Origin of the sequence: Streptomyces sp. NEAU-YJ-81 (assembly GCF_017592595.1) — a bacterium.
Classification (GTDB): Bacteria; Actinomycetota; Actinomycetes; order Streptomycetales; family Streptomycetaceae; genus Streptomyces; species Streptomyces hygroscopicus_B.
The window spans coordinates 45,210-63,823 of sequence record NZ_JAGFNO010000041.1 but is presented as its reverse complement, the minus strand read 5'-3'; the positions used below and the strand labels follow the sequence as shown (position 1 = coordinate 63,823).

Here is an 18,614-nt window from a genome sequence, read left to right as displayed (position 1 = left end):
CAGCGGCACCGCGGCCGCCGCCGCGAACTCGATGTCGTCGTACCCCACCAGCGCCACCTCCCCCGGCACCGACACCCCGGCCGCGAAAAGGGCCTGCAGCACTCCGAGCGCCAGGAGGTCGTTGGCGCAGAACACGGCTGTTGGACGCGGTGAGATGCCCAGCAGCCGCGCGCCCGCGTCCCGGCCCGAGGCCACGTCCAGCCGCTCGGCCTCGATATGCACCATCGCCTCCGTCGCCAGCCCCTCCTCCGCGAACGCGCTGAGCAGCCCGGCGCGCCGGTCCTGGCACTGCGGGAGCAGCATCGGACCGCTGACGTAGACCACGGAGCGGTGTCCCTGGGCGATGAGGTGGCGGCCGGCGAGCGCTCCGCCCTCGATGTCGTCGACCGACACCGAGCAGCCGTCGGCGCTGGGCACCTCGCGGTCCACGAAGACGAACGGGATGTCGTGGCGCCGGAAGCCCTCCAGGTTGGCCCCGGTGACATCGGCCGGGGTGACCAGCACCCCGCGCACCCGGTGCTCGGCGAAGAGGCCGAGGTAGTCGGCCTCCTCCTCCGGGCTCTGCGCGCTGTTGCACACCATCACCCCCAGCCCCGCCTCCCGCGCCGCACGCTCCGCACCACTCGCCACGTCCACGAAGAACGGGTTCGCCATGTCCAGCACCAGCAGCGCGATGATGCGGCTGCGCCCCGCGCGCAGTTGGCGCGCGGACTCCTGGCGTACATAGCCCAGGCGCTCGATCACGCCCTGCACCCGGTCGCGCGTGGCCTCGGCGACCATCTCGGGCCGGTTGATCACGTTCGAGACGGTTCCGACGGACACTCCCGCCTGCCGCGCGACGTCCTTGATCCCCACCATGCGTCCCACGACCCGGAGCCTCCGTCTTCCCGCGACCCACCGCGGTCGCGGGAACATGGTAGTGCTCTGTTCGACCGGTCGGGCAGGACCGGGCCGCCGCTGCGGCCCGCTCGGCACGGCTCCGAGGCCGCTCGGGGGCCGATCCAGGGTCGCTCCGGGGCCGATCCGGGCCACCGCGGGGCCCCGTCTCAGCCGCGGGAGCGGACCAGGCTCGACCCGCGGACGACGAGTTCGGGCTGGAGGACGATCCGCTGGTGGCGGTGGTCCGCTGCCCGCTGCCCCGTCTCCTCGATCAGCAGCTCGGCCGCCATACGCCCCATCCGGAAGGCCGGCTGGCGCACCGACGTCAGCGGCACCGCGGCCGCCGCCGCGAACTCGATGTCGTCGTACCCCACCAGCGCCACCTCCCCCGGCACCGACACCCCCGCCCCGTACAGCGACTGCAGCACCCCCAGCGCCAGCAGGTCGTTGGCGCAGAACACCGCCGTCGGCCGCGGTGACATGCCCAGCAGCCGGGCCCCCGCGTCCCGGCCGGACGTCACGTCCAGCCGCTCCACCTCGACATGGCGCAGCGCGGACTCGCCGAGCCCCTGCTCGTGCAGGGCGCGCAGCGCGCCCTCGCGGCGGTCGCGGCACTGGGCCAGCCGCATCGGCCCGCTCACATAGGCGAGGGTGCGATGGCCGAGGCCCAGCAGGTGGCGGACGGCGAGTTCGCCGCCGGTGACATCGTCGACCGACACCGAACATCCCTCGGCGCTGGGCAGCACCCGGTCGACGAGGACGAACGGGATGGGCTGCCGCCGGAAGGAGGCGAGGTTGCGCCCGGTCATATCGGCCGGGGTCATCAGCACCCCGCGCACCCGCTGTTCGGCGAAGAGGCCGAGGTAGTCGGCCTCCTCCTCGGGACTCTGCGCGCTGTTGCACACCATCACCCCCAGCCCCGCCTCCCGCGCCGCACGCTCCGCACCGCTCGCCACGTCCACGAAGAACGGGTTCGCCATGTCCAGCACCAGCAGCGCGATGATGCGGCTGTGGCCGGCCCGCAGTTGACGCGCGGACTCCTGGCGTACGTAGCCCAGGCGCTCGATGGTGGACAGCACTCGGGCCCGGGTCTCCTCGGACACCGACTCCGGGCGGTTGATGACGTTGGAAACCGTGCCGACCGAGACCCCGGCCTCGCGCGCCACCTCTTTGATGCCCACCCCGGGTGCCATCCGTCAGGAGGGGAGCGTGAAGTCGATGACGCGGAGGGCGGAGGGTGTGGTGCCGCTGGACCTCCGCTGATACAGATACGACAGGACGCCGTCCTGCGCGAGCCGGGTGTCGTCCACGACGACCTCGCCGAAGGCGTTCAGGCCACTGCCGTCGAAGAGGGTCTTCCAGTCCGTCCAGCCCGAGGACTTGGACGCGGCCACGATCCGGCCGTACGGCATCACCGCGTAGGCGTTGTCGTAGCGGTCGAAGACCAGGTGGCTGCGCTGGGTGGAGCCTGGCGGCACCGGGATCTCGGTCTTCTTCCAGGTGCCGGCGGCGTCCTTGAAGAGGTGGAAGGTGCGGCCGTTGGCCTTCCGGTCGGCCGCATAGTCGGTGGTGCACTGTCCGAAGCGGCCGGGGACATAGCTGATGAGGGCGTGCGGCAGTCCGGCGGAGTCGGTGGCCTGGCTCTCCTGGTTCATCAGCGAGTGGTCGGGGTTCAGCGGGTCGACGACGGTTCCGGCGTCGCCGACCGCCACCGTGTCCGAGCCACCGGTGGTGCCGACGACCGTGCCCGCCGCGGTGCGCCAGGTGCGGCCGCGGTCGGAGCTGTAGACATAGCCGGTGTCGTGGTTGGTGAGACCGCCGCTCGCGCACATCACCGCGCTGTTCTGCTCGCGCCAGGTGTAGAAGGCTTGCAGCCGGCCGTCGGGCCCGTAGTCGATGCCGTGCAGATACATGTTGCGGGCGGTGCTGGAGCCGTGCTCGCTGGTGTAGGTGCCGGTGGCAGAGGACCATGCGCCGAGCGCCGTCCACTTGCTTCCGTCGTACTCGGCGAGCGCGTTGCGGCCGTTGCCGGAGACGCCGGAGCGGTAGCTGAGCTGGAGCCGGCCCTCGGGGGTGGCGATGAACTGGGGGTAGGTGAACTGGGAGGTGAGCGTCAGGCCGTCGAGGGTGGTCTGGACGGCGCCGAACTGGCCGGTGGTCCAGGGGTGCCCGGCGGGGTCGTCCACCAGCCCGGCCACCGACTTCACATAGAAGAAGCCGCTGCTGTGGGAGTCCATGTTCAGATGCAGTCGGCCGTCGATCCGCGAGATCCCCATGGAGATGACGTTGTGGGAGTCGTCGACGGTGAGCCGGTGCGGCAGGGTGACGGTCTGCCAGCTCTTCTGGGCCAGCGCGCGGCGGCCGATGACCGCGCTGCGGTCGCCGGTGTACCAGACGGCGTACTGAAAACCCTTGTAGGTGAGCAACCCGTTCTTCTGGAAGGCGTTGTTGTTGACCAGGCCGTCGAACGACTCGAAGTAGATGGCCTTGGCGTCCAGTTGGGTGTCGGCGAGCTTGCTGACGGCCGGGCCGGGGGCTGCTCGTTGCCCTCGCGGTGCGGCGTCGGCCTTGCCACCGGGGAGGGAGGCGGCGCCGAGCAGAGCGGTGGCCAGGACCGCGATGGCCAGTGGTCTCATGTCCGTTCCTTTCCTGGTGCGCTTGTGGGGGGCGAGCTTCTGTCCCCGCCCCGCCCCTTCCCGAACCATTGGCTCCGCCCCTGGACCCCATGAATTCCGGGGGCGCCCCCGGGGCCGGGACGAGGCCGGAGGCCGAAGCCCGCCCCGCGGCCCGGCAGGACCGGGGCCCGGCAGGACCGGGGCCCGGCAGGACCGGGGCCCGGCCTCCGGCCAGGGGCCACCCGCTTTGCCGCGTCCCCGCGGCTACGCGAGGTGGAAGACCTCCGTGAGCGGTTTCATCGCCTCGTCCGGCTTCGTGCCATCCAGCGCTTCGAAGAAGGGCGCCATCTCGGCCTGCCAGCGGGCGTTGACCTCGGTGGCGGCCATCGCGGCCTGGGCCGCCTCGAAGTCCTCGGTCTCCAGATAGCCCACCAGCAGCCCGTCCTCGCGCAGGAAGAGCGAGTAGTTGTGCCAGCCGGTCTCCGCGAGCGCCGCCCGCATCTCGGGCCAGACGGTTTCGTGCCGCTCGCGGTACTCCTCGATCCGGTCCTGGCGGACCTTCAGCAGAAAACACACCCGCCGCATCGCCGGACCGCCCTCAGAAGTCGAACTTGTCGATGTTGGACTTGTCGAAGACGGTGGGCGGGCCGAGGATGATCTCGCCGTTCTTGCCGACCGTGTACTCGCCCAGCTTCCCGGCCTTGAACTTCTCCCCCTCGGCCCCGGTGATCTGCCCGGAGGCGAGCGCGGCCGCGGCGTACGAGCCGAGGTAGCCGAGCTTCTTGGGGTCCCAGAGCGAGAACTGCTCGACGGTGCCGTCCTTGACGTACTTGCGCATCTGGTTGGGCGTGCCGAGTCCGTTCAGCACGACCTTGCCCTCGTACGAGGAGCCGCTGATGTAGCGGGCGGCCGCGGCGATGCCGACCGTGGTGGGCGCGATGATGCCCTTGAGCCCCGGATACGCCTTGAGCAGGCCCTGGGTCTCCTGGAAGGACTTCTGGTCGTCGTCGTCCCCGTACACCGTCTTGACCAGCTTCATGTTCCTGTAGGCGGGCTTGCGCAGCTCGTCCTTCATGAAGCCGATCCAGGTGTTCTGGTTGGTGGCGTTCTGGGTGGCGGACAGGATCGCGATCTCGCCCTTGTAGTCGAGCTGCTTGGCGAGGTGCTGGACCTGGCTGCGGCCGATCTCCTCGGAGCCGGCCTGGTTGATGAAGAGCTGACGGCAGGCCGGGGCGGTGTCGGAGTCGTACGCCACCACCTTGATGTCCTTCTTCATGGCCTGCTTGAGCGGGCCGCAGACGGCGTTGGGGTCGTTGGCCGCGATCAGGATGGCGTCCTGGCGCTGCTGGACCAGGGTGTTGATGTACGACACCTGGGAGGAGGCGCTGGCGTCGGACGGGCCGACCTCCTTGCCCTTGCCGCCGAACTCCCCGGCGGCCGTGATCCCCGCCTGGTCGATGAGCTTCTCGTACGGGTTGTTGATCTGCTTGGGCAGAAAGGCCAGCTTGAGGCCCTTCTTCAGGGGCGCGCCGGGGTCGGCCTTGGCGTCGGTCTTGGCGGGGCCGCTGTTGTCGTTGTCCTTCTTGGTGGTGCCGCCGCAGCCGGCCAGGGCCACGGCCAGGGCACAGACCGCGGCGGCGGTGGCGGCGGCGCGGCGGCGCGCGGGAGAGCTCTTCATCGGGAGACCTTTCGCGGTGCGTGGATGGATCAGCTGGTCGAGGCGGCGGCGCGCCGGTGACGCCAGGCGCTCACGGTGGTGATCAGGCGAGGGGTGAGGACGGAGGCCACCAGCAGCAGCCCGGTGACGATCACCTGGACCTCGTTGGCCACGTCGTTGAGGGTCAGCAGGTTCTTCAGGACGCCGATGAGCAGCACCCCGGCGACGGCACCGAACAGCGTGCCCTTCCCGCCGTCGAAGTCGACGCCGCCCAGCAGGACGGAGGCGATGACGAGCATTTCGAAGCCCTGGCCGTTGTCGGCCCGCGCGCTGCCGTACCGCAGGGTGAACACGATCCCCGCGAAGGCCGAGATCAGCCCGCTGACGACGAACAGCAGCAGCTTGACGCGCTTGACGCGGATGCCCGCGAAGTAGGCGGCGTCCTCCTGGGCGCCGATGGCGAACAGCGACCGGCCCAGACCCGTGGCGTGCAGCACCACGGCGGCGATGGCGGCCAGCACGATGAACAGCACCACCGGATAGGTGAGGAAGGTGCCGGGCACGGTGGTGATGTCCACGGCCCACTTGGCGTACGTCTCGGGAAAGTCGGTGATGGCGCCCGTGCCGAGCACCACCGAGGCCAGCCCACGGTAGAGGGCGAGCGTCCCGATGGTGACGGCGAGCGAGGGCAGCCCGACCCGGGTCACCAGCCAGCCGTTGATCAGCCCCCCGACCACCCCGACCAGCAGCACGACCGGCACGATGGTCTCGAACGCCCAGCCCGCGTCCCACAGTTGGCCGGTGAGCGCGCTGCCCAGGCCGAGCATCGAGGCCACCGACAGATCCACCTGCCCGGCCACCACCAGCAGCGTCATCGGCAGCGCCATCAGCGCGACCTCGGCGATGTCGTTGAAGGCGAAGGCGAGGTTGTCGCGGCTCGCGAAGCCGTCCGTCGTGCCGAGTCCGGTGAGGAAGACGGCCACCAGCAGCACCCCGACGGCGGTGTCCCACCTGAGCTTCATCGAGCGCTCCTCTTCCTCAGCGCACGGGTCATGCGCACCCTCACGATCCGGTCCACGCTGATGGCCGCCAGCAGCAGCGCACCCGCGATGGCGTCCTGCCAGAAGGAGTCGACCTTCAGCACGGCCAGGGCGCTGCCGATGGTGGTGAGCAGCAGCGCGCCCAGCGCCGCGCCCCACACCGTGCCGGTGCCGCCGACGATGGCGACGCCACCGACCACCACCGCGCTGACCACGGTGAGTTCCCAGCCGTGGGCGTTGTCGGCGACGACGGTGCCGAAGCGGGCCAGCCACAGCGCGCCCGCGAAGCCCGAGACGGCGCCGGAGAACAGATACGCACCGAGCACCCGCCGCCGGATCGGCACCCCGGCCAGCCGGGCGGCCTCCGGGCTGGAGCCGATGGCGTACAGCTCACGGCCGCTCCGGTAGGTGCGCAGCACGTACGCGGTCGCGGCGAGCACCGCGAAGGCGATCAGAGGGAGATACGGGATGCCCAGCACACTGCCGCTGCCGAGGTCCAGTACGGACTGCGGCACATCGGCCGCGTTGATCTGCTCGCCCTGCGCCCACCAGTAGTCGACGCCCTGAATGATGTAGAGCATCCCGAGGGTCACCACCAGCGCGGGCACCCGGCCGAAGCTCACCAGCGCACCGCTGACGATGCCGCAGCCCGCGCCGACGAGGAGGCCGAGCAGCAGAACCGTCAGCACCCCGTGGTCGGTGCCGGAGACGAACTTCCCGCAGGCGAAGGCGGACAGGCCCACCACGGAGCCGACCGACAGATCGATGTTGCGGGTGATGACCACCACCGACTGCCCGACAGCGAGCAGCACCAGGATCGCGGCGTTGAGCAACAGGTCCTTGATGCCCTGGTCATTGAGGAAGCGCGGCTCGGCGATCCAGGTGAACAGCACCAGCAGCAGGAGGGCGCCGGCGATGCTGATCTCCCGCGCGCGGAAGACGGCGTCGACGAGCGAGCGCGCCGAGCGCGCCGTCTCCGGCGCGGCGGCGGGCTTCCCGGGTTTCTCGACGGTCACGCTCACGTCCGTGTCCTTTCGCCGGTGAGGCCCGTGACGTCGGTGTCACCGGTGTCACCGGTGACACCGATGTCGCCGGTGAGCCCTGTCGCGGCGGCCATGACGGACTCCTCGGTGGCCTCGGCGCGCGGGATCTCGGCGACCAGCCGGCCCTCGTGCATCACCAGGACCCGGTCGGCCATGCCCAGCACCTCGGGCAGATCGGAGGAGATCATCAGCACCGCGAGGCCGTCGGCGGCCAGCGACGACAACAGCCGGTGCACCTCGGCCTTGGTGCCGACGTCGATCCCGCGCGTGGGCTCGTCGACGATGAGCACCGTGGGCTCGGTCGCCAGCCACTTGGCGAGCACGACCTTCTGCTGATTGCCACCGGAGAGCACCCCGACGTGGTCGGCGAGGCTGCCGTACTTCAGCTGGAGCCGGACCGCCCAGTCGGCCGCCCGGCCGCGCTCCAGCGTCCGTTGCACCAGCCCCGCGCGGCCCAGTTGGTCGAGGCCGGTCAGGCCGATGTTCCGTTCGATGGACATCTCCATCACCAGGCCCCGCTGGCGCCGGTCCTCGGGGACGAGCGCGAGCCCGGCGTCCATGGCGGCGGTCGGCGAACCGGGCCGCAGCACCGTCCCGTCGACCCGCACCTCGCCCGCGTCCGCCCGGTCCACGCCGAAGACGGCCTGGGCAACCTCGGTGCGCCCGGCGCCGACCAGCCCGGCGAGCGCGACGATCTCACCGCGCCGCACTTCGAAGGAGACGTCCCGGAAGACGCCCTCACGGGTCAGCCGCCGCACCGACAGCGCGGTTTCGCCGACCCGGCTGTCCTGCTTGGGGTAGAGCTCGGCCAGGTCCCGGCCGACCATGCGGCGGACCAGATCGTCCTGGGTCAGCCCCGTCAGCGGCTCGGAGGCCACCCACCGGCCGTCCCGCAGGATGGTGACCCGCTGGCAGAGCTCGAAGATCTCCTCCAGTCGGTGGGAGATGAAGAGCACGGCGGCGCCCTCGGCACGCAGCGTCTCGACGACCGAGAAGAGCCGGGCGGTCTCGCTTCCGGTCAGCGCCGCCGTCGGCTCGTCCATGATCAGCACCCGGGCGTCGAAGGAGAGCGCCTTGGCGATCTCGACGATCTGCTGATCGGCGATGGACAGGCCCCGGGCGGGCCGGTCCGGGTCGAGGTCGACGCCGAGCCGCGCCATCAGGGCGGCGGTGGAGGTCCGTACGGCCTTGTGGTCGATCCGGCCGAGGGCCCGGCGGGGCTGACGGCCCATGAAGATGTTCTCGGCGATGGACAGATCGGGGAAGAGCGTGGGCTCCTGGTAGATGACGGCGATGCCGACGTCGCGCGCGTCGGCGGGGCCGTGGAAGACCACCGGCTCGCCGTCCAGCAGCACCCGGCCGGAGTCGGGCCGGTGCACCCCGGCGAGGGCTTTGATCAGCGTCGACTTACCCGCCCCGTTCTCACCGGCCAGAGCATGGGCCTCACCGGCGAAGAGCTCGAGCGAGACATCGCGAAGGGCCCGTACGGCGCCGAAGGATTTGTTCACCCCCTCGAGGGCGAGGACCGGCACACCGGTCGAAGCAGGCTGGCTCACGGAGTCTCCTGACGCGTATGCAGGGGCAACAAATGAAATGTTTCAATGCCGGATTCCGGGAAGCTAGCCGCGCCCCATGCGGTCGTCAAGGGGGTGTGCACGGGATATACCCGCATCGTTTCAGCCCCCTTGACGCGCCCCGAGCCGCGGCCCTACGGTCCAGGCGCCTTGGGTTGAATCGTTTTCATCGATCGTTCTCATCCAGCCGTCCCTGGAGGAAGCCCATGATCAGCAGACGCCACCTGCTCGCCACCACCGCCGCCACCGGCACGGCCCTCACGGGCCTGCCCGCCCTCACCCCGTCCGCCGCCGCCGAGGACCGCCCCACCGCCGGGCTGCGGGTCCGGAGCACGACGGTGGAGTACGCGCCCCACCCGCTCGGCCTCGACACCCCCCGCCCCCGCCTGAGCTGGATCCTCGACTCGGACGCCCGCGACCAGTCGCAGAGCGCGTACCACATCCGGGTCGCCACCTCCCCCGACCGGCTCGGCGACCCCGACGTCTGGGACAGCGGCAAGCAGACCTCGCACCAATCGGTCCTGGTCCCCTACGACGGTCCGGCCCTGCGTCCGCGCACCCGGTACCACTGGTCGGTGCGGGTCTGGGACGACCACGGCCGCCCCTCCCCGTGGTCCGCTCCCGCCTGGTGGGAGACCGGGCTGCTGGGCGACGGGCAGTGGCAGGCGCGCTGGATCACCGCGCCCGCCGCGCTGACCACGCCCCCGGCCCTGGACGGCGCCTCCTGGATCTGGTTCCCCGAAGGGGATCCGGCCACCGAGGCCCCGGCGGCCACCCGGTGGTTCCGCGCCGCGGTTCAGGCCACGGGCACCGTCCGGCGCGCCCGGCTGGTGGTGGCGGCCGACGACGGCTTCACCGCCTATGTGAACGGCACGGAGGTAGCCGCCCGCGAGGCGCTGGGCGTGCTCAAGGCATGGAGCCACCCGGCCACCGTCGACGTCACCGAATTCCTGGACCGGGGCGCCGCCACCCTCGCCATCTCGGCCACCAACGCCGAGAAGGGCCCGGCGGGGCTGCTGGCCACCCTGGAGCTCACCACCGAGGACGGCACCACCACCCACCACCACACGGACGCCACTTGGCGCACGACCGACGCGAAACCCCCCGCCGCCTGGCCGGCCCCGGACTTCGACGACAGCGGCTGGGCCACCGCCAAGAAGCTGGCCGCCTGGGGCAGTGGGCCCTGGGGCAGGGTGCTCCCCCTCCAGGCCCCCGCCCAACTGCGCCGCACCTTCCGGCTCACCAAGCCCGTCGCGCGCGCCCGGCTCTACTCCACGGCACTGGGCCTCTACGAAGCGCACCTCAACGGCGTTCGCGTCGGCCGCGACCAACTGGCGCCCGGCTGGACCGACTACCGCAAGCGGGTGGCGTACCAGACCTATGACGTCACCGACGCCCTCCAGCGCGGGGCCAACGCCCTCGGTGTGACCCTCGCCCCCGGCTGGTACGCCGGGAACATCGCCTGGCTCGGCCAGGCCCAGTACGGCGACCACCCCGCCCTGCTCGCCCAGTTGGAGGTCGTGTACGCCGACGGCAGCACCGAGCGCATCACCACCGACCAGCAGTGGCGCGCGGCCGCCGGTCCGCTGCTGACGGCCGACGTGCTGATGGGCGAGGAGTACGACGCCCGTAAGGAGACCCCGGGCTGGTCCTCACCGGGCTTCGACGACACCGGCTGGCAGCCCGCCGTCACGGCCACGGACATCACCGCCGAGGTCGTGGCCCAGACGGACGCCCCGACCCGCGTGGAACGCGAGATCAAGCCCGTCAAGGTCACCGAACCCGCCCCCGGCGTCCACCTCTTCGACCTGGGCCAGAACATGGTCGGCAGCGTCCGCCTCACCGTCTCGGGCCCGGCCGGCCGGAAGATCCGGATCCGCCACGCCGAGGTGCTCAACCCGGACGGCACCGCTTATACGGCCAACCTGCGCACCGCCCGCCCCGTCGACACGTACACCCTCAAGGGCGGCGGCTCCGAGACCTACGAGCCGCGCTTCACCTTCCACGGCTTCCGCTACGTCGAGGTCACCGGCTACCCCGGAAAGCCCTCCCTCGACGCGGTCACGGGCCGGGTCATGCACACCGCCGCGCCGTTCACCATGTCCTTCCACACCGACTCGGCGATGCTCAACCAGCTCCACTCCAACATCACCTGGGGCCTGCGCGGCAACTTCCTGTCCATCCCCACCGACACCCCCGCGCGGGACGAACGGCTCGGCTGGACCGGCGACATCAACGTGTTCTCCAGCACCGCCGCCTACGCCATGGAGTCCGCCCGCTTCCTCACCAAGTGGCTCCAGGACATGCGCGACGGCCAGACCGACGACGGCTCCTTCCCCAATGTGGCACCCAACCTCGGCGACGTCGGCGACGGCGTCGCGGGCTGGGGCGACGCCGGGGTGACCGTGCCCTGGAACCTCTACCAGGCGTACGGCGACACCCAGGTGCTGCGCGAGAACTGGCCGGCCATGCGCCGCTGGATCACCTATCTGGAGCAGCACAGCACCGGCCTGCTGCGGCCCGCCGAGGGCTACGGCGACTGGCTCAGCGTCGAGGCGGAGACCCCCAAGGACGTCATCGCCACCGCCTACTTCGCCCACGCCACCGACCTCGTCGCCCGCACCGCACAGGTCCTGGACGAGGACCCGGCCCCGTACGAAGACCTCCTGGCCCGCATCAAGACGGCCTTCAACCGCGCCTATGTCTCCGCCGACGGCAGGATCAAGGGCGACACCCAGACCGCGTACGTCCTGGCGCTCTCCATGGACCTGCTCCCCGCCGCCCTCCGCAAACCCGCCGCCGACCGGCTCGTGGCCCTCATCCAGGACCGCGACTGGCATCTGTCCACCGGCTTCCTCGGCACCCCGCGGCTGCTCCCCACCCTCACCGAGACCGGTCACACCGACGTCGCCTACCGCCTGCTCCACCAGCGCACATTCCCCTCCTGGGGGTACCAGATCGACCGGGGCGCCACCACGATGTGGGAGCGCTGGGACTCCATCAAGCCGGACGGGAGCTTCCAGGACGTCGGGATGAACTCGTTCAACCACTACGCCTACGGCTCGGTCGGCGAGTGGATGTACCAGAACATCACCGGGATCGCCCCCGCCGCCCCCGGCTTCCGCGAGATCCTCATCCGGCCCCGCCCCGGCGGCGAAGTGCGCTCCGCCGAGGGCCGCTACGACTCCCTCTTCGGCCCGGTCACCACCCGCTGGTCCCAGGGCGAGGACTTCACCCTCACGATGTCCATCCCCGTCAACACCACCGCACAGATCTGGGTCCCCGCACGCCGCGCATCGGACGTGACCCGTCGCGGGGGCCGCCTCCTGCGCATGGCGGACGGCTGCGCGGTGTTCGCCGTGGGCTCGGGGACCCACCACTTCTTGACGCGTGGCCGACCGCGCGACTAGGTTTCTTGAATCGTTTCATGAAGGAGATTCATGTCTGACGTTCCAGCCGTGAAGGCGGCCCTCAAGAGCCAGGCGGTCGAGACGCCGTCATGGGCGTACGGCAACTCCGGAACCCGGTTCAAGGTCTTCGCCCAGCCCGGTGTGCCGCGCTCCCCCCAGGAGAAGCTGGACGACGCCGCCCAGGTGCACGCCTTCACCAAAGTGGCGCCCACCGTCGCCCTCCACATCCCCTGGGACCGGGTCGAGGACTACGGGGCGCTCGCCAAGTACGCGGAGGAACGCGGCCTGAAACTCGGCGCCATCAACTCCAACGTCTTCCAGGACGACGACTACAAGCTGGGCTCGGTCACCCACCCCGACCCGGCGGTCCGCCGCAAGGCGCTGGACCACCTCCTGGAGTGCGTCGACATCATGGACGCCACGGGCTCCAGCGACCTCAAGCTCTGGTTCTCCGACGGCACGAACTACCCCGGCCAGGACGACATCGCGGCCCGTCAGGACCGCCTCGCCGAGGCCCTGAGCGCCGTCTACGACCGCCTCGGCGACGACCAGCGCATGCTGCTGGAGTACAAGTTCTTCGAGCCCGCCTTCTACACCACGGACGTCCCGGACTGGGGCACCGCCTACGCCCACTGCCTGAAGCTCGGCCCCAAGGCGCAGGTCTGCGTCGATACCGGCCACCACGCCCCCGGCACCAACATCGAGTTCATCGTCGCCCTCCTCCTGCGCGAGAAGAAGCTCGGCGCCTTCGACTTCAACTCCCGCTTCTACGCGGACGACGACCTCATGGTGGGCGCCGCCGACCCCTTCCAGCTCTTCCGCATCATGTACGAGGTGGTCCGCGGCGGCGGGCTGACCTCGGGGGTCGCCTTCATGCTCGACCAGTGCCACAACATCGAGCCCAAGATTCCGGCGATCATCCGTTCCGTCATGAACGTCCAGGAAGCGACGGCCAAGGCCCTCCTGGTCGACGGTGACGCCCTGGCCGCCGCCCAGCGCACGGGCGACGTGCTCGGCGCCAACGCGGTGCTGATGGACGCCTACAACACGGACGTACGGCCGCTGCTTGCCGAGGTCCGCGAGGAACTGGGCATCGACCCCGACCCGATGGCGGCGTACCGGGGCTCGGGGTGGGCGGAGCGGATCGTTTCGGAGCGGGTGGGTGGGCAGCAGGCGGGGGGGGGGGCGTAGCGCCTGCGGCGGGCCCTTCCCCACCCCGCCCCTTCCCGAAACCGGGGGCAAGCCCCCGGGCCCCCGGGAACCCGGGGCTGCGCCCCGCACCCCCTGGGGCGCTGCCCCGAACCCCGGGGCGCTACCCCGGACCCCTGGGCTCGGCACCGAACCCGACGGGGCTCCACCCGAACTCGCCGGGAAACCGCCCCGAACCCGCGGGGCTCGCCCCGAACTCCCGGGGCGAAGCCACAAACCCCGGGGCACTACCCCAAACCCCAGGGGCTCCGCCCCAAACCCGACGAGGCTCCACCCGAACACCCCAGACAGCCATCCCAAACACGCGGGACTCCGACCCGGGCCCCAGAGGTTCGCCCCCACAGCCCGGGGCGCTGCCCCGAACTTCAGGGACTCCGACCCGAACTCGCCGGAGCCCGCCCGAACACCTCAGACAGCCGCCCCAAACACGCGAACCCCTTGGCGCCGCCCCCGACCACTATCGGCCCCCAAGCGCACCCCTGCGGGACACGCCTCCCGCCGCCACCGAAACCCGCTGAGACCGGTCCACACAAAGAGGACGACATGACCGCAGAACCCCACCCCGAGGCGGCCACGCTCCTGGAGCGCTCGCACCGCCTCGGCGCCGACCCCCGCAATACCAACTACGCGGGCGGAAACACCTCCGCCAAGGGCACCGCGACCGACCCCGTCACGGGCCAGGACGTCGAGCTGATGTGGGTCAAGGGCTCCGGTGGCGATCTGGGCACCCTCACTCACTCCGGCCTTGCCGCACTCCGTCTGGACCGGCTTCGCGCGCTCACCGAGGTCTACCCGGGGGTGGAGCGCGAGGACGAGATGGTCGCGGCCTTCGACTACTGCCTGCACGGCAAGGGCGGGGCCGCGCCGTCCATCGATACCGCCATGCACGGCCTGGTCGACGCCGCGCACGTCGACCACCTCCACCCCGACTCCGGCATCGCCCTCGCCTGCGCGGCCGACGGCGAGGCGCTCACCAAGGAGTGTTTCGGCAACCACGTCGTGTGGGTGCCCTGGCGCCGCCCCGGCTTCCAACTGGGCCTGGACATCGCCGCCATCAAAAGGGCCAACCCCCAGGCCATCGGCTGCATCCTCGGCGGCCACGGCATCACCGCCTGGGGCGACACCTCCGCCGAGTGCGAGGCGAACTCCCTCCGCATCATCCGCACCGCCGAGGAGTTCCTCACCGCACGCGGCAAGGCGGACCCGTTCGGCCCCGTCGTCCACCCCACGCTCCCCGAGTCCGAGCGCCGCGCCCGCGCGGCCGCCCTGGCCCCCGTGATCCGCGGCCTGGCCTCCACGGACCGCCCCCAGGTGGGCCACTTCACGGACAACGACACCGTCCTGGACTTCGTCTCCCGCGCCGAACACCCACGCCTGTCGGCCCTCGGCACCTCCTGCCCGGACCATTTCCTCCGTACGAAGGTCCGCCCCCTGGTCCTGGACCTCCCCCCGGACGCGCCCCTCGACACGACGATCGACCGCCTCAAGGAACTCCACGCCGCGTACCGCACCGACTACGCGGCCTACTACAACAACCACGCCACCCCCGACTCCCCTCCCATGCGCGGCGCGGATCCTGCCATCGTGCTGATCCCCGGCGTCGGGATGTTCAGCTACGGCAAGGACAAGCAAACCGCCCGCGTGGCAGGCGAGTTCTACGTCAACGCCATCAACGTCATGCGCGGCGCGGAAGCGGTCTCCACCTACTCCCCCATCGAGGAGTCGGAGAAGTTCCGCATCGAGTACTGGGCGCTGGAAGAGGCCAAGCTCCAGCGCATGCCGAAGCCGAAGCCCCTCGCCACCCGCATCGCCCTGGTGACCGGCGCCGGCTCAGGCATCGGCAAGGCGATCGCCCACCGCCTGGTGGCCGAGGGCGCGTGCGTCGTCGTGGCAGACCTGAACACGGAATCAGCGCACACCGTGGCCCAAGAACTGGGCGGCCCGGACAAGGCCACCGCCGTAACCGCCGACGTCACCTCGGAAGAGCAGATCAAGGCGGCGTTCGCTCAGGCAGCGCTGGACTTCGGCGGGGTGGACATCCTGGTCAACAACGCCGGGATCAGCATCTCCAAACCGCTCCTCGAAACAACGACCCACGACTGGGACCTCCAGCACACCATCATGGCCCGAGGCAGCTTCCTGGCCTCTCGCGAAGCGGCACGGACCTTCATCGCCCAGAACATGGGCGGCGACATCGTGTACATCACCTCCAAGAACGCCGTATTCGCGGGCCCGAACAACATCGCGTACTCCGCGACCAAGGCCGACCAGGCACACCAAGTCCGCCTCCTCGCAGCCGAGTTGGGCCAACACGGCATCCGCGTAAACGGCGTGAATCCTGACGGCGTAGTCCAGGGCTCCGGCATCTTCGCAAGCGGCTGGGGCGCGCAACGCGCCGCCGTCTACGGCGTCCCCGAGGAGAAGCTGGGCGAGTTCTACGCCCAACGCACCCTGCTCAAGCACGAAGTACTCCCAACCCACGTGGCGAACGCGGTCTTCACGCTCGTAGGCGGCGACCTGACCCACACCACGGGTCTGCACATCCCCGTCGACGCAGGGGTCGCGGCGGCGTTCCTGCGCTGACACGCGCGTGAGGGGGGCGGGGTCGCAGGGGTGGGGTCCTGGACGCTTACGTGTATTTGTGGCGCCGATCTCCGGCCCACTCAACGTCTCCGGTCAATGGCGCCGTAAATACGGTCCAGGACCCCGCCCCGGAGGCCCCGGCCCCCGCCCCGACGAACCACAGCAACCACCCACGCACCCCACCCACCACGAGGTCCACGTGTCCACCAAAGAGCACCGCTTCGCCGCCGTAGACCTCGGTGCGTCCAGCGGGCGCGTCATCGTCGGTGAGGTCGCCCCCGAACGCCTGACCCTCCACGAGGTGCACCGCTTCCCCAATAGCCCGGTCCGCGTCCTCGGCACCTTGCACTGGGACATCCTGTCGCTCTACCAGGGCATCCTGAACGGCCTGAAGGCAGCAGCGAACAGCGCCCCACACCCCCTGACCAGCATCGGCATCGACACCTGGGCCGTGGACTACGGCCTACTCGCCGCCGACGGCACCCTCCTCGCCAACCCCGTGCACTACCGCGACGCCCGCACCACCGGCGCGGCCGAAAAGGTCGCGGAAGCGCTCTCGCCCCAGGCCCTCTACGCCGCCACCGGCATCCAGCACCTCCCCTTCAACACCATCTACCAGCTCATCTCGGCCCAGGGCACCCCCGCCCTCACCGCCGCCCACCGCCTCCTCCTCATCCCCGACCTCATCTCGTACTGGCTGACCGGCGAGCCCGGCACCGAGCTGACGAACGCCTCCACCACCCAGCTCATCGACCCCCGCACCCGCGACTGGGCCACTCCCGTCGCGCGGGCCCTGGGCATCGATCTGACGCTCTTCCCTCCCCTGCGCCACCCGGGCGACCCCGCCGGAACCCTGCGCCAGGAAGTTCTCGCCGAGACGGGCCTCACCACCCCCCTCCCCGTGACCGCCGTCGGCTCGCACGACACCGCGTCCGCCGTCGTCGGCGTCCCGGCCACCACGCCCGACTTCGCGTACATCGCCACCGGCACGTGGTCCCTCGCCGGGCTGGAGCTGGACGCGCCGGTGCTCACGGAGGCGAGCCGCGCGGCCAACTTCACCAATGAGCTGGGCGTGGACGGCACGGTCCGCTATCTGCGCAACATCATGGGGCTGTGGATGCTCCAGGAGTGCGTCCGCGCCTGGGAGGCCCAAGGCAACACAGCCCGCCAAGCCGCCCATGGCACCCAAGCCACCCAGACGGAGGACCTCACCGCGCTCCTCCGAGAGGCAGCCCAAGCCACCCCTCTCCGCTCCGTGGTCGACGCCGGCGACCCCGCCTTCATCGCCCCGCACCACATGCCCGACCGCATCGCCGACGCCTGCCGCCGCACGGGCCAGCCCGTCCCCCGTACCCCGGCCGAGACCACCCGCTGCGTCCTGGACTCCCTCGCCCTGGCCCACCGCCGCGCGATCGACGACGCCGCGCGGCTGTCCGGCCGTACGGTCCGCACCGTCCACATCGTCGGCGGCGGTGTGCACAACGCGCTGTTGTGCCAGCTCACCGCCGACGCCTGCGGGCTCCCCGTCATCGCGGGCCCGGCCGAGGCGGCGGCCCTCGGAAACGTACTGGTCCAGGCCCGGGCGGCCGGAGCGATCACCGGTGGTTTGCCAGAATTGCGCTCGCTGCTTCACAGCACCCAGCCACTGAGGCAGTATGAGCCCACAGGTGATCATTCGGCGTGGGACCGGGCAGCCGCCCGGCTGGGCGACGCACAGGTCACAAGGGCCGCCACCGGCCTGGGCGACGAGGAGGAACCGTGCGCGTAGCGCTCTTCATCACCTGCGTCAACGACACCCTCTATCCACACACCGGCCGGGCCGTGGTCACGCTCCTCGAACGGCTCGGCGTGGAGGTCGGCTTCCCGGAGGGGCAGAGCTGCTGCGGCCAGCCGCAGTTCAACACCGGCTACCGCCACGAGACCGAACCGCTGGTGCGCCGCTACGCAGCCGCGTTCCGCGACTACGACTACGTGGTGGCCCCCTCGGGTTCGTGCGCGGCGATGGTGCGAGACAACTACCCCCGGATCGGCGCCAAGGCCGCCGCCGAGGGTCGTGGCCAAGAGCTCGCGGACGCGGCGGCCGAGGCCGTCCCCAAGACGTACGAGCTCACCGAATTCCTCACCGACGTCCTGAAGGTCACCGACGTCGGCGCGTACTACCCGCACACCGTGACCTACCACCCCACCTGCCACGGGCTGCGGATGCTGGGGCTCGGCGACCGCCCGCGGTCGCTCCTCGCCGCCGTGCAGGGGCTGAACCTGGTGGAGCTGCCGGGCGCCGACGAGTGCTGCGGCTTCGGCGGTACGTTCGCCGTCAAGAACGCGGCCGTCTCGGCGGCCATGGGCGCGGACAAGGCGCGCAACATCACGGCGACCGGCGCCGAGGCCGTGTGCACGGTCGACAACTCCTGCCAGATGCACATCGGCGGCACACTCGCCCGCCAGGGCTCCACGGTCCGCCCCGTCCACATCGCCGAGATCCTGGCCAGCACGGAAGGAAACGTCTGGTGAGCGGACACCGCCAGGTGAAGGCAGGCCATCAGGCGAGCGGACACCATCAGGTGTGCGAACCCCATAGGGAAGGAAACGACTGGTGAGCGGAAC

At 70.9% G+C, this 18,614-nt stretch carries 13 protein-coding genes; 5 read left to right on the top strand and 8 right to left on the bottom strand.

Annotated elements, in window-relative coordinates:
- The 8 genes from J5X86_RS44815 to J5X86_RS44780 form a co-directional block, all read right to left on the bottom strand.
- Positions 1 to 858, bottom strand: an 858-nt coding sequence (locus J5X86_RS44815) for a LacI family DNA-binding transcriptional regulator (RefSeq protein WP_208522384.1), incomplete at its 3' end; no start/stop codon positions are given.
- 188 nt (positions 859 to 1,046) lie between these two features.
- Complete coding sequence (locus tag J5X86_RS44810; RefSeq protein WP_208522364.1) at positions 1,047 to 2,072, bottom strand: LacI family DNA-binding transcriptional regulator; 1,026 nt, start codon at positions 2,070 to 2,072, stop codon at positions 1,047 to 1,049.
- 3 nt (positions 2,073 to 2,075) lie between these two features.
- Positions 2,076 to 3,515 carry a BNR repeat-containing protein gene (locus tag J5X86_RS44805; protein ID WP_208522363.1) on the bottom strand — a complete coding sequence of 480 codons (1,440 nt, stop codon included), beginning with the start codon at positions 3,513 to 3,515 and terminating at the stop codon, positions 2,076 to 2,078.
- Between the two features lie 243 nt (positions 3,516 to 3,758).
- On the bottom strand, positions 3,759 to 4,079 hold the full coding sequence (locus J5X86_RS44800; RefSeq protein WP_208522362.1) for an L-rhamnose mutarotase: 321 nt from the start codon (positions 4,077 to 4,079) through the stop codon (positions 3,759 to 3,761).
- Positions 4,080 to 4,092: 13 nt separating this feature from the next.
- Positions 4,093 to 5,172: a rhamnose ABC transporter substrate-binding protein gene (gene rhaS / locus J5X86_RS44795; protein WP_208522361.1), complete on the bottom strand. Its 1,080-nt coding sequence runs from the start codon at positions 5,170 to 5,172 to the stop codon at positions 4,093 to 4,095.
- A 29-nt stretch (positions 5,173 to 5,201) separates the two neighbouring features.
- Positions 5,202 to 6,173 carry an ABC transporter permease gene (locus J5X86_RS44790; protein ID WP_208522360.1) on the bottom strand — a complete coding sequence of 324 codons (972 nt, stop codon included), beginning with the start codon at positions 6,171 to 6,173 and terminating at the stop codon, positions 5,202 to 5,204.
- On the bottom strand, positions 6,170 to 7,213 hold the full coding sequence (locus J5X86_RS44785; protein WP_078639691.1) for an ABC transporter permease: 1,044 nt from the start codon (positions 7,211 to 7,213) through the stop codon (positions 6,170 to 6,172). The genes J5X86_RS44790 and J5X86_RS44785 overlap by 4 nt, the downstream gene beginning before the upstream one ends.
- On the bottom strand, positions 7,210 to 8,790 hold the full coding sequence (locus J5X86_RS44780; protein WP_208522359.1) for a sugar ABC transporter ATP-binding protein: 1,581 nt from the start codon (positions 8,788 to 8,790) through the stop codon (positions 7,210 to 7,212). Before J5X86_RS44780 ends, J5X86_RS44785 begins: the two co-directional genes overlap by 4 nt.
- Before the next feature lie 224 nt (positions 8,791 to 9,014).
- Here J5X86_RS44780 and J5X86_RS44775 point away from each other — a divergent pair, with 224 nt between their 5' ends.
- The 5 genes from J5X86_RS44775 to J5X86_RS44755 all read left to right on the top strand — a co-directional run bounded on the left by J5X86_RS44775 (position 9,015) and on the right by J5X86_RS44755 (position 18,521).
- A complete protein-coding gene (locus J5X86_RS44775; protein WP_208522358.1) occupies positions 9,015 to 12,218 on the top strand; it encodes an alpha-L-rhamnosidase in 3,204 nt (1,067 codons plus the stop codon).
- Positions 12,219 to 12,248: 30 nt separating this feature from the next.
- Positions 12,249 to 13,409, top strand: a complete 1,161-nt coding sequence (rhaI, locus tag J5X86_RS44770; protein ID WP_208522357.1) for an L-rhamnose isomerase — start codon at positions 12,249 to 12,251, stop codon at positions 13,407 to 13,409.
- A gap of 561 nt (positions 13,410 to 13,970) precedes the next feature.
- On the top strand, positions 13,971 to 16,010 hold the full coding sequence (locus J5X86_RS44765) for a bifunctional aldolase/short-chain dehydrogenase (RefSeq protein ID WP_208522356.1): 2,040 nt from the start codon (positions 13,971 to 13,973) through the stop codon (positions 16,008 to 16,010).
- 199 nt (positions 16,011 to 16,209) lie between these two features.
- On the top strand, positions 16,210 to 17,778 hold the full coding sequence (locus tag J5X86_RS44760) for a rhamnulokinase family protein (protein ID WP_208522355.1): 1,569 nt from the start codon (positions 16,210 to 16,212) through the stop codon (positions 17,776 to 17,778).
- The gene (locus J5X86_RS44755; RefSeq protein ID WP_208522354.1) at positions 17,769 to 18,521 is read left to right on the top strand and encodes a (Fe-S)-binding protein; all 753 of its coding nucleotides are present in this window, start codon (positions 17,769 to 17,771) and stop codon (positions 18,519 to 18,521) included. The genes J5X86_RS44760 and J5X86_RS44755 overlap by 10 nt, the downstream gene beginning before the upstream one ends.
- Positions 18,522 to 18,614 lie beyond the last annotated feature (93 nt).

What these genes read in the sequence shown, in the direction of transcription:
- J5X86_RS44810 (WP_208522364.1), bottom strand. Translation starts at nt 2,072, where the DNA reads ATGGCACCCGGGGTGGGCATCAAAGAGGTGGCGCGCGAGGCCGGGGTC.
- J5X86_RS44805 (WP_208522363.1), bottom strand. Translation starts at nt 3,515, where the DNA reads ATGAGACCACTGGCCATCGCGGTCCTGGCCACCGCTCTGCTCGGCGCC.
- J5X86_RS44800 (WP_208522362.1), bottom strand. Translation starts at nt 4,079, where the DNA reads ATGCGGCGGGTGTGTTTTCTGCTGAAGGTCCGCCAGGACCGGATCGAG.
- rhaS (WP_208522361.1), bottom strand. Translation starts at nt 5,172, where the DNA reads ATGAAGAGCTCTCCCGCGCGCCGCCGCGCCGCCGCCACCGCCGCCGCG.
- J5X86_RS44790 (WP_208522360.1), bottom strand. Translation starts at nt 6,173, where the DNA reads ATGAAGCTCAGGTGGGACACCGCCGTCGGGGTGCTGCTGGTGGCCGTC.
- J5X86_RS44775 (WP_208522358.1), top strand. Translation starts at nt 9,015, where the DNA reads ATGATCAGCAGACGCCACCTGCTCGCCACCACCGCCGCCACCGGCACG.
- rhaI (WP_208522357.1), top strand. Translation starts at nt 12,249, where the DNA reads ATGTCTGACGTTCCAGCCGTGAAGGCGGCCCTCAAGAGCCAGGCGGTC.
- J5X86_RS44765 (WP_208522356.1), top strand. Translation starts at nt 13,971, where the DNA reads ATGACCGCAGAACCCCACCCCGAGGCGGCCACGCTCCTGGAGCGCTCG.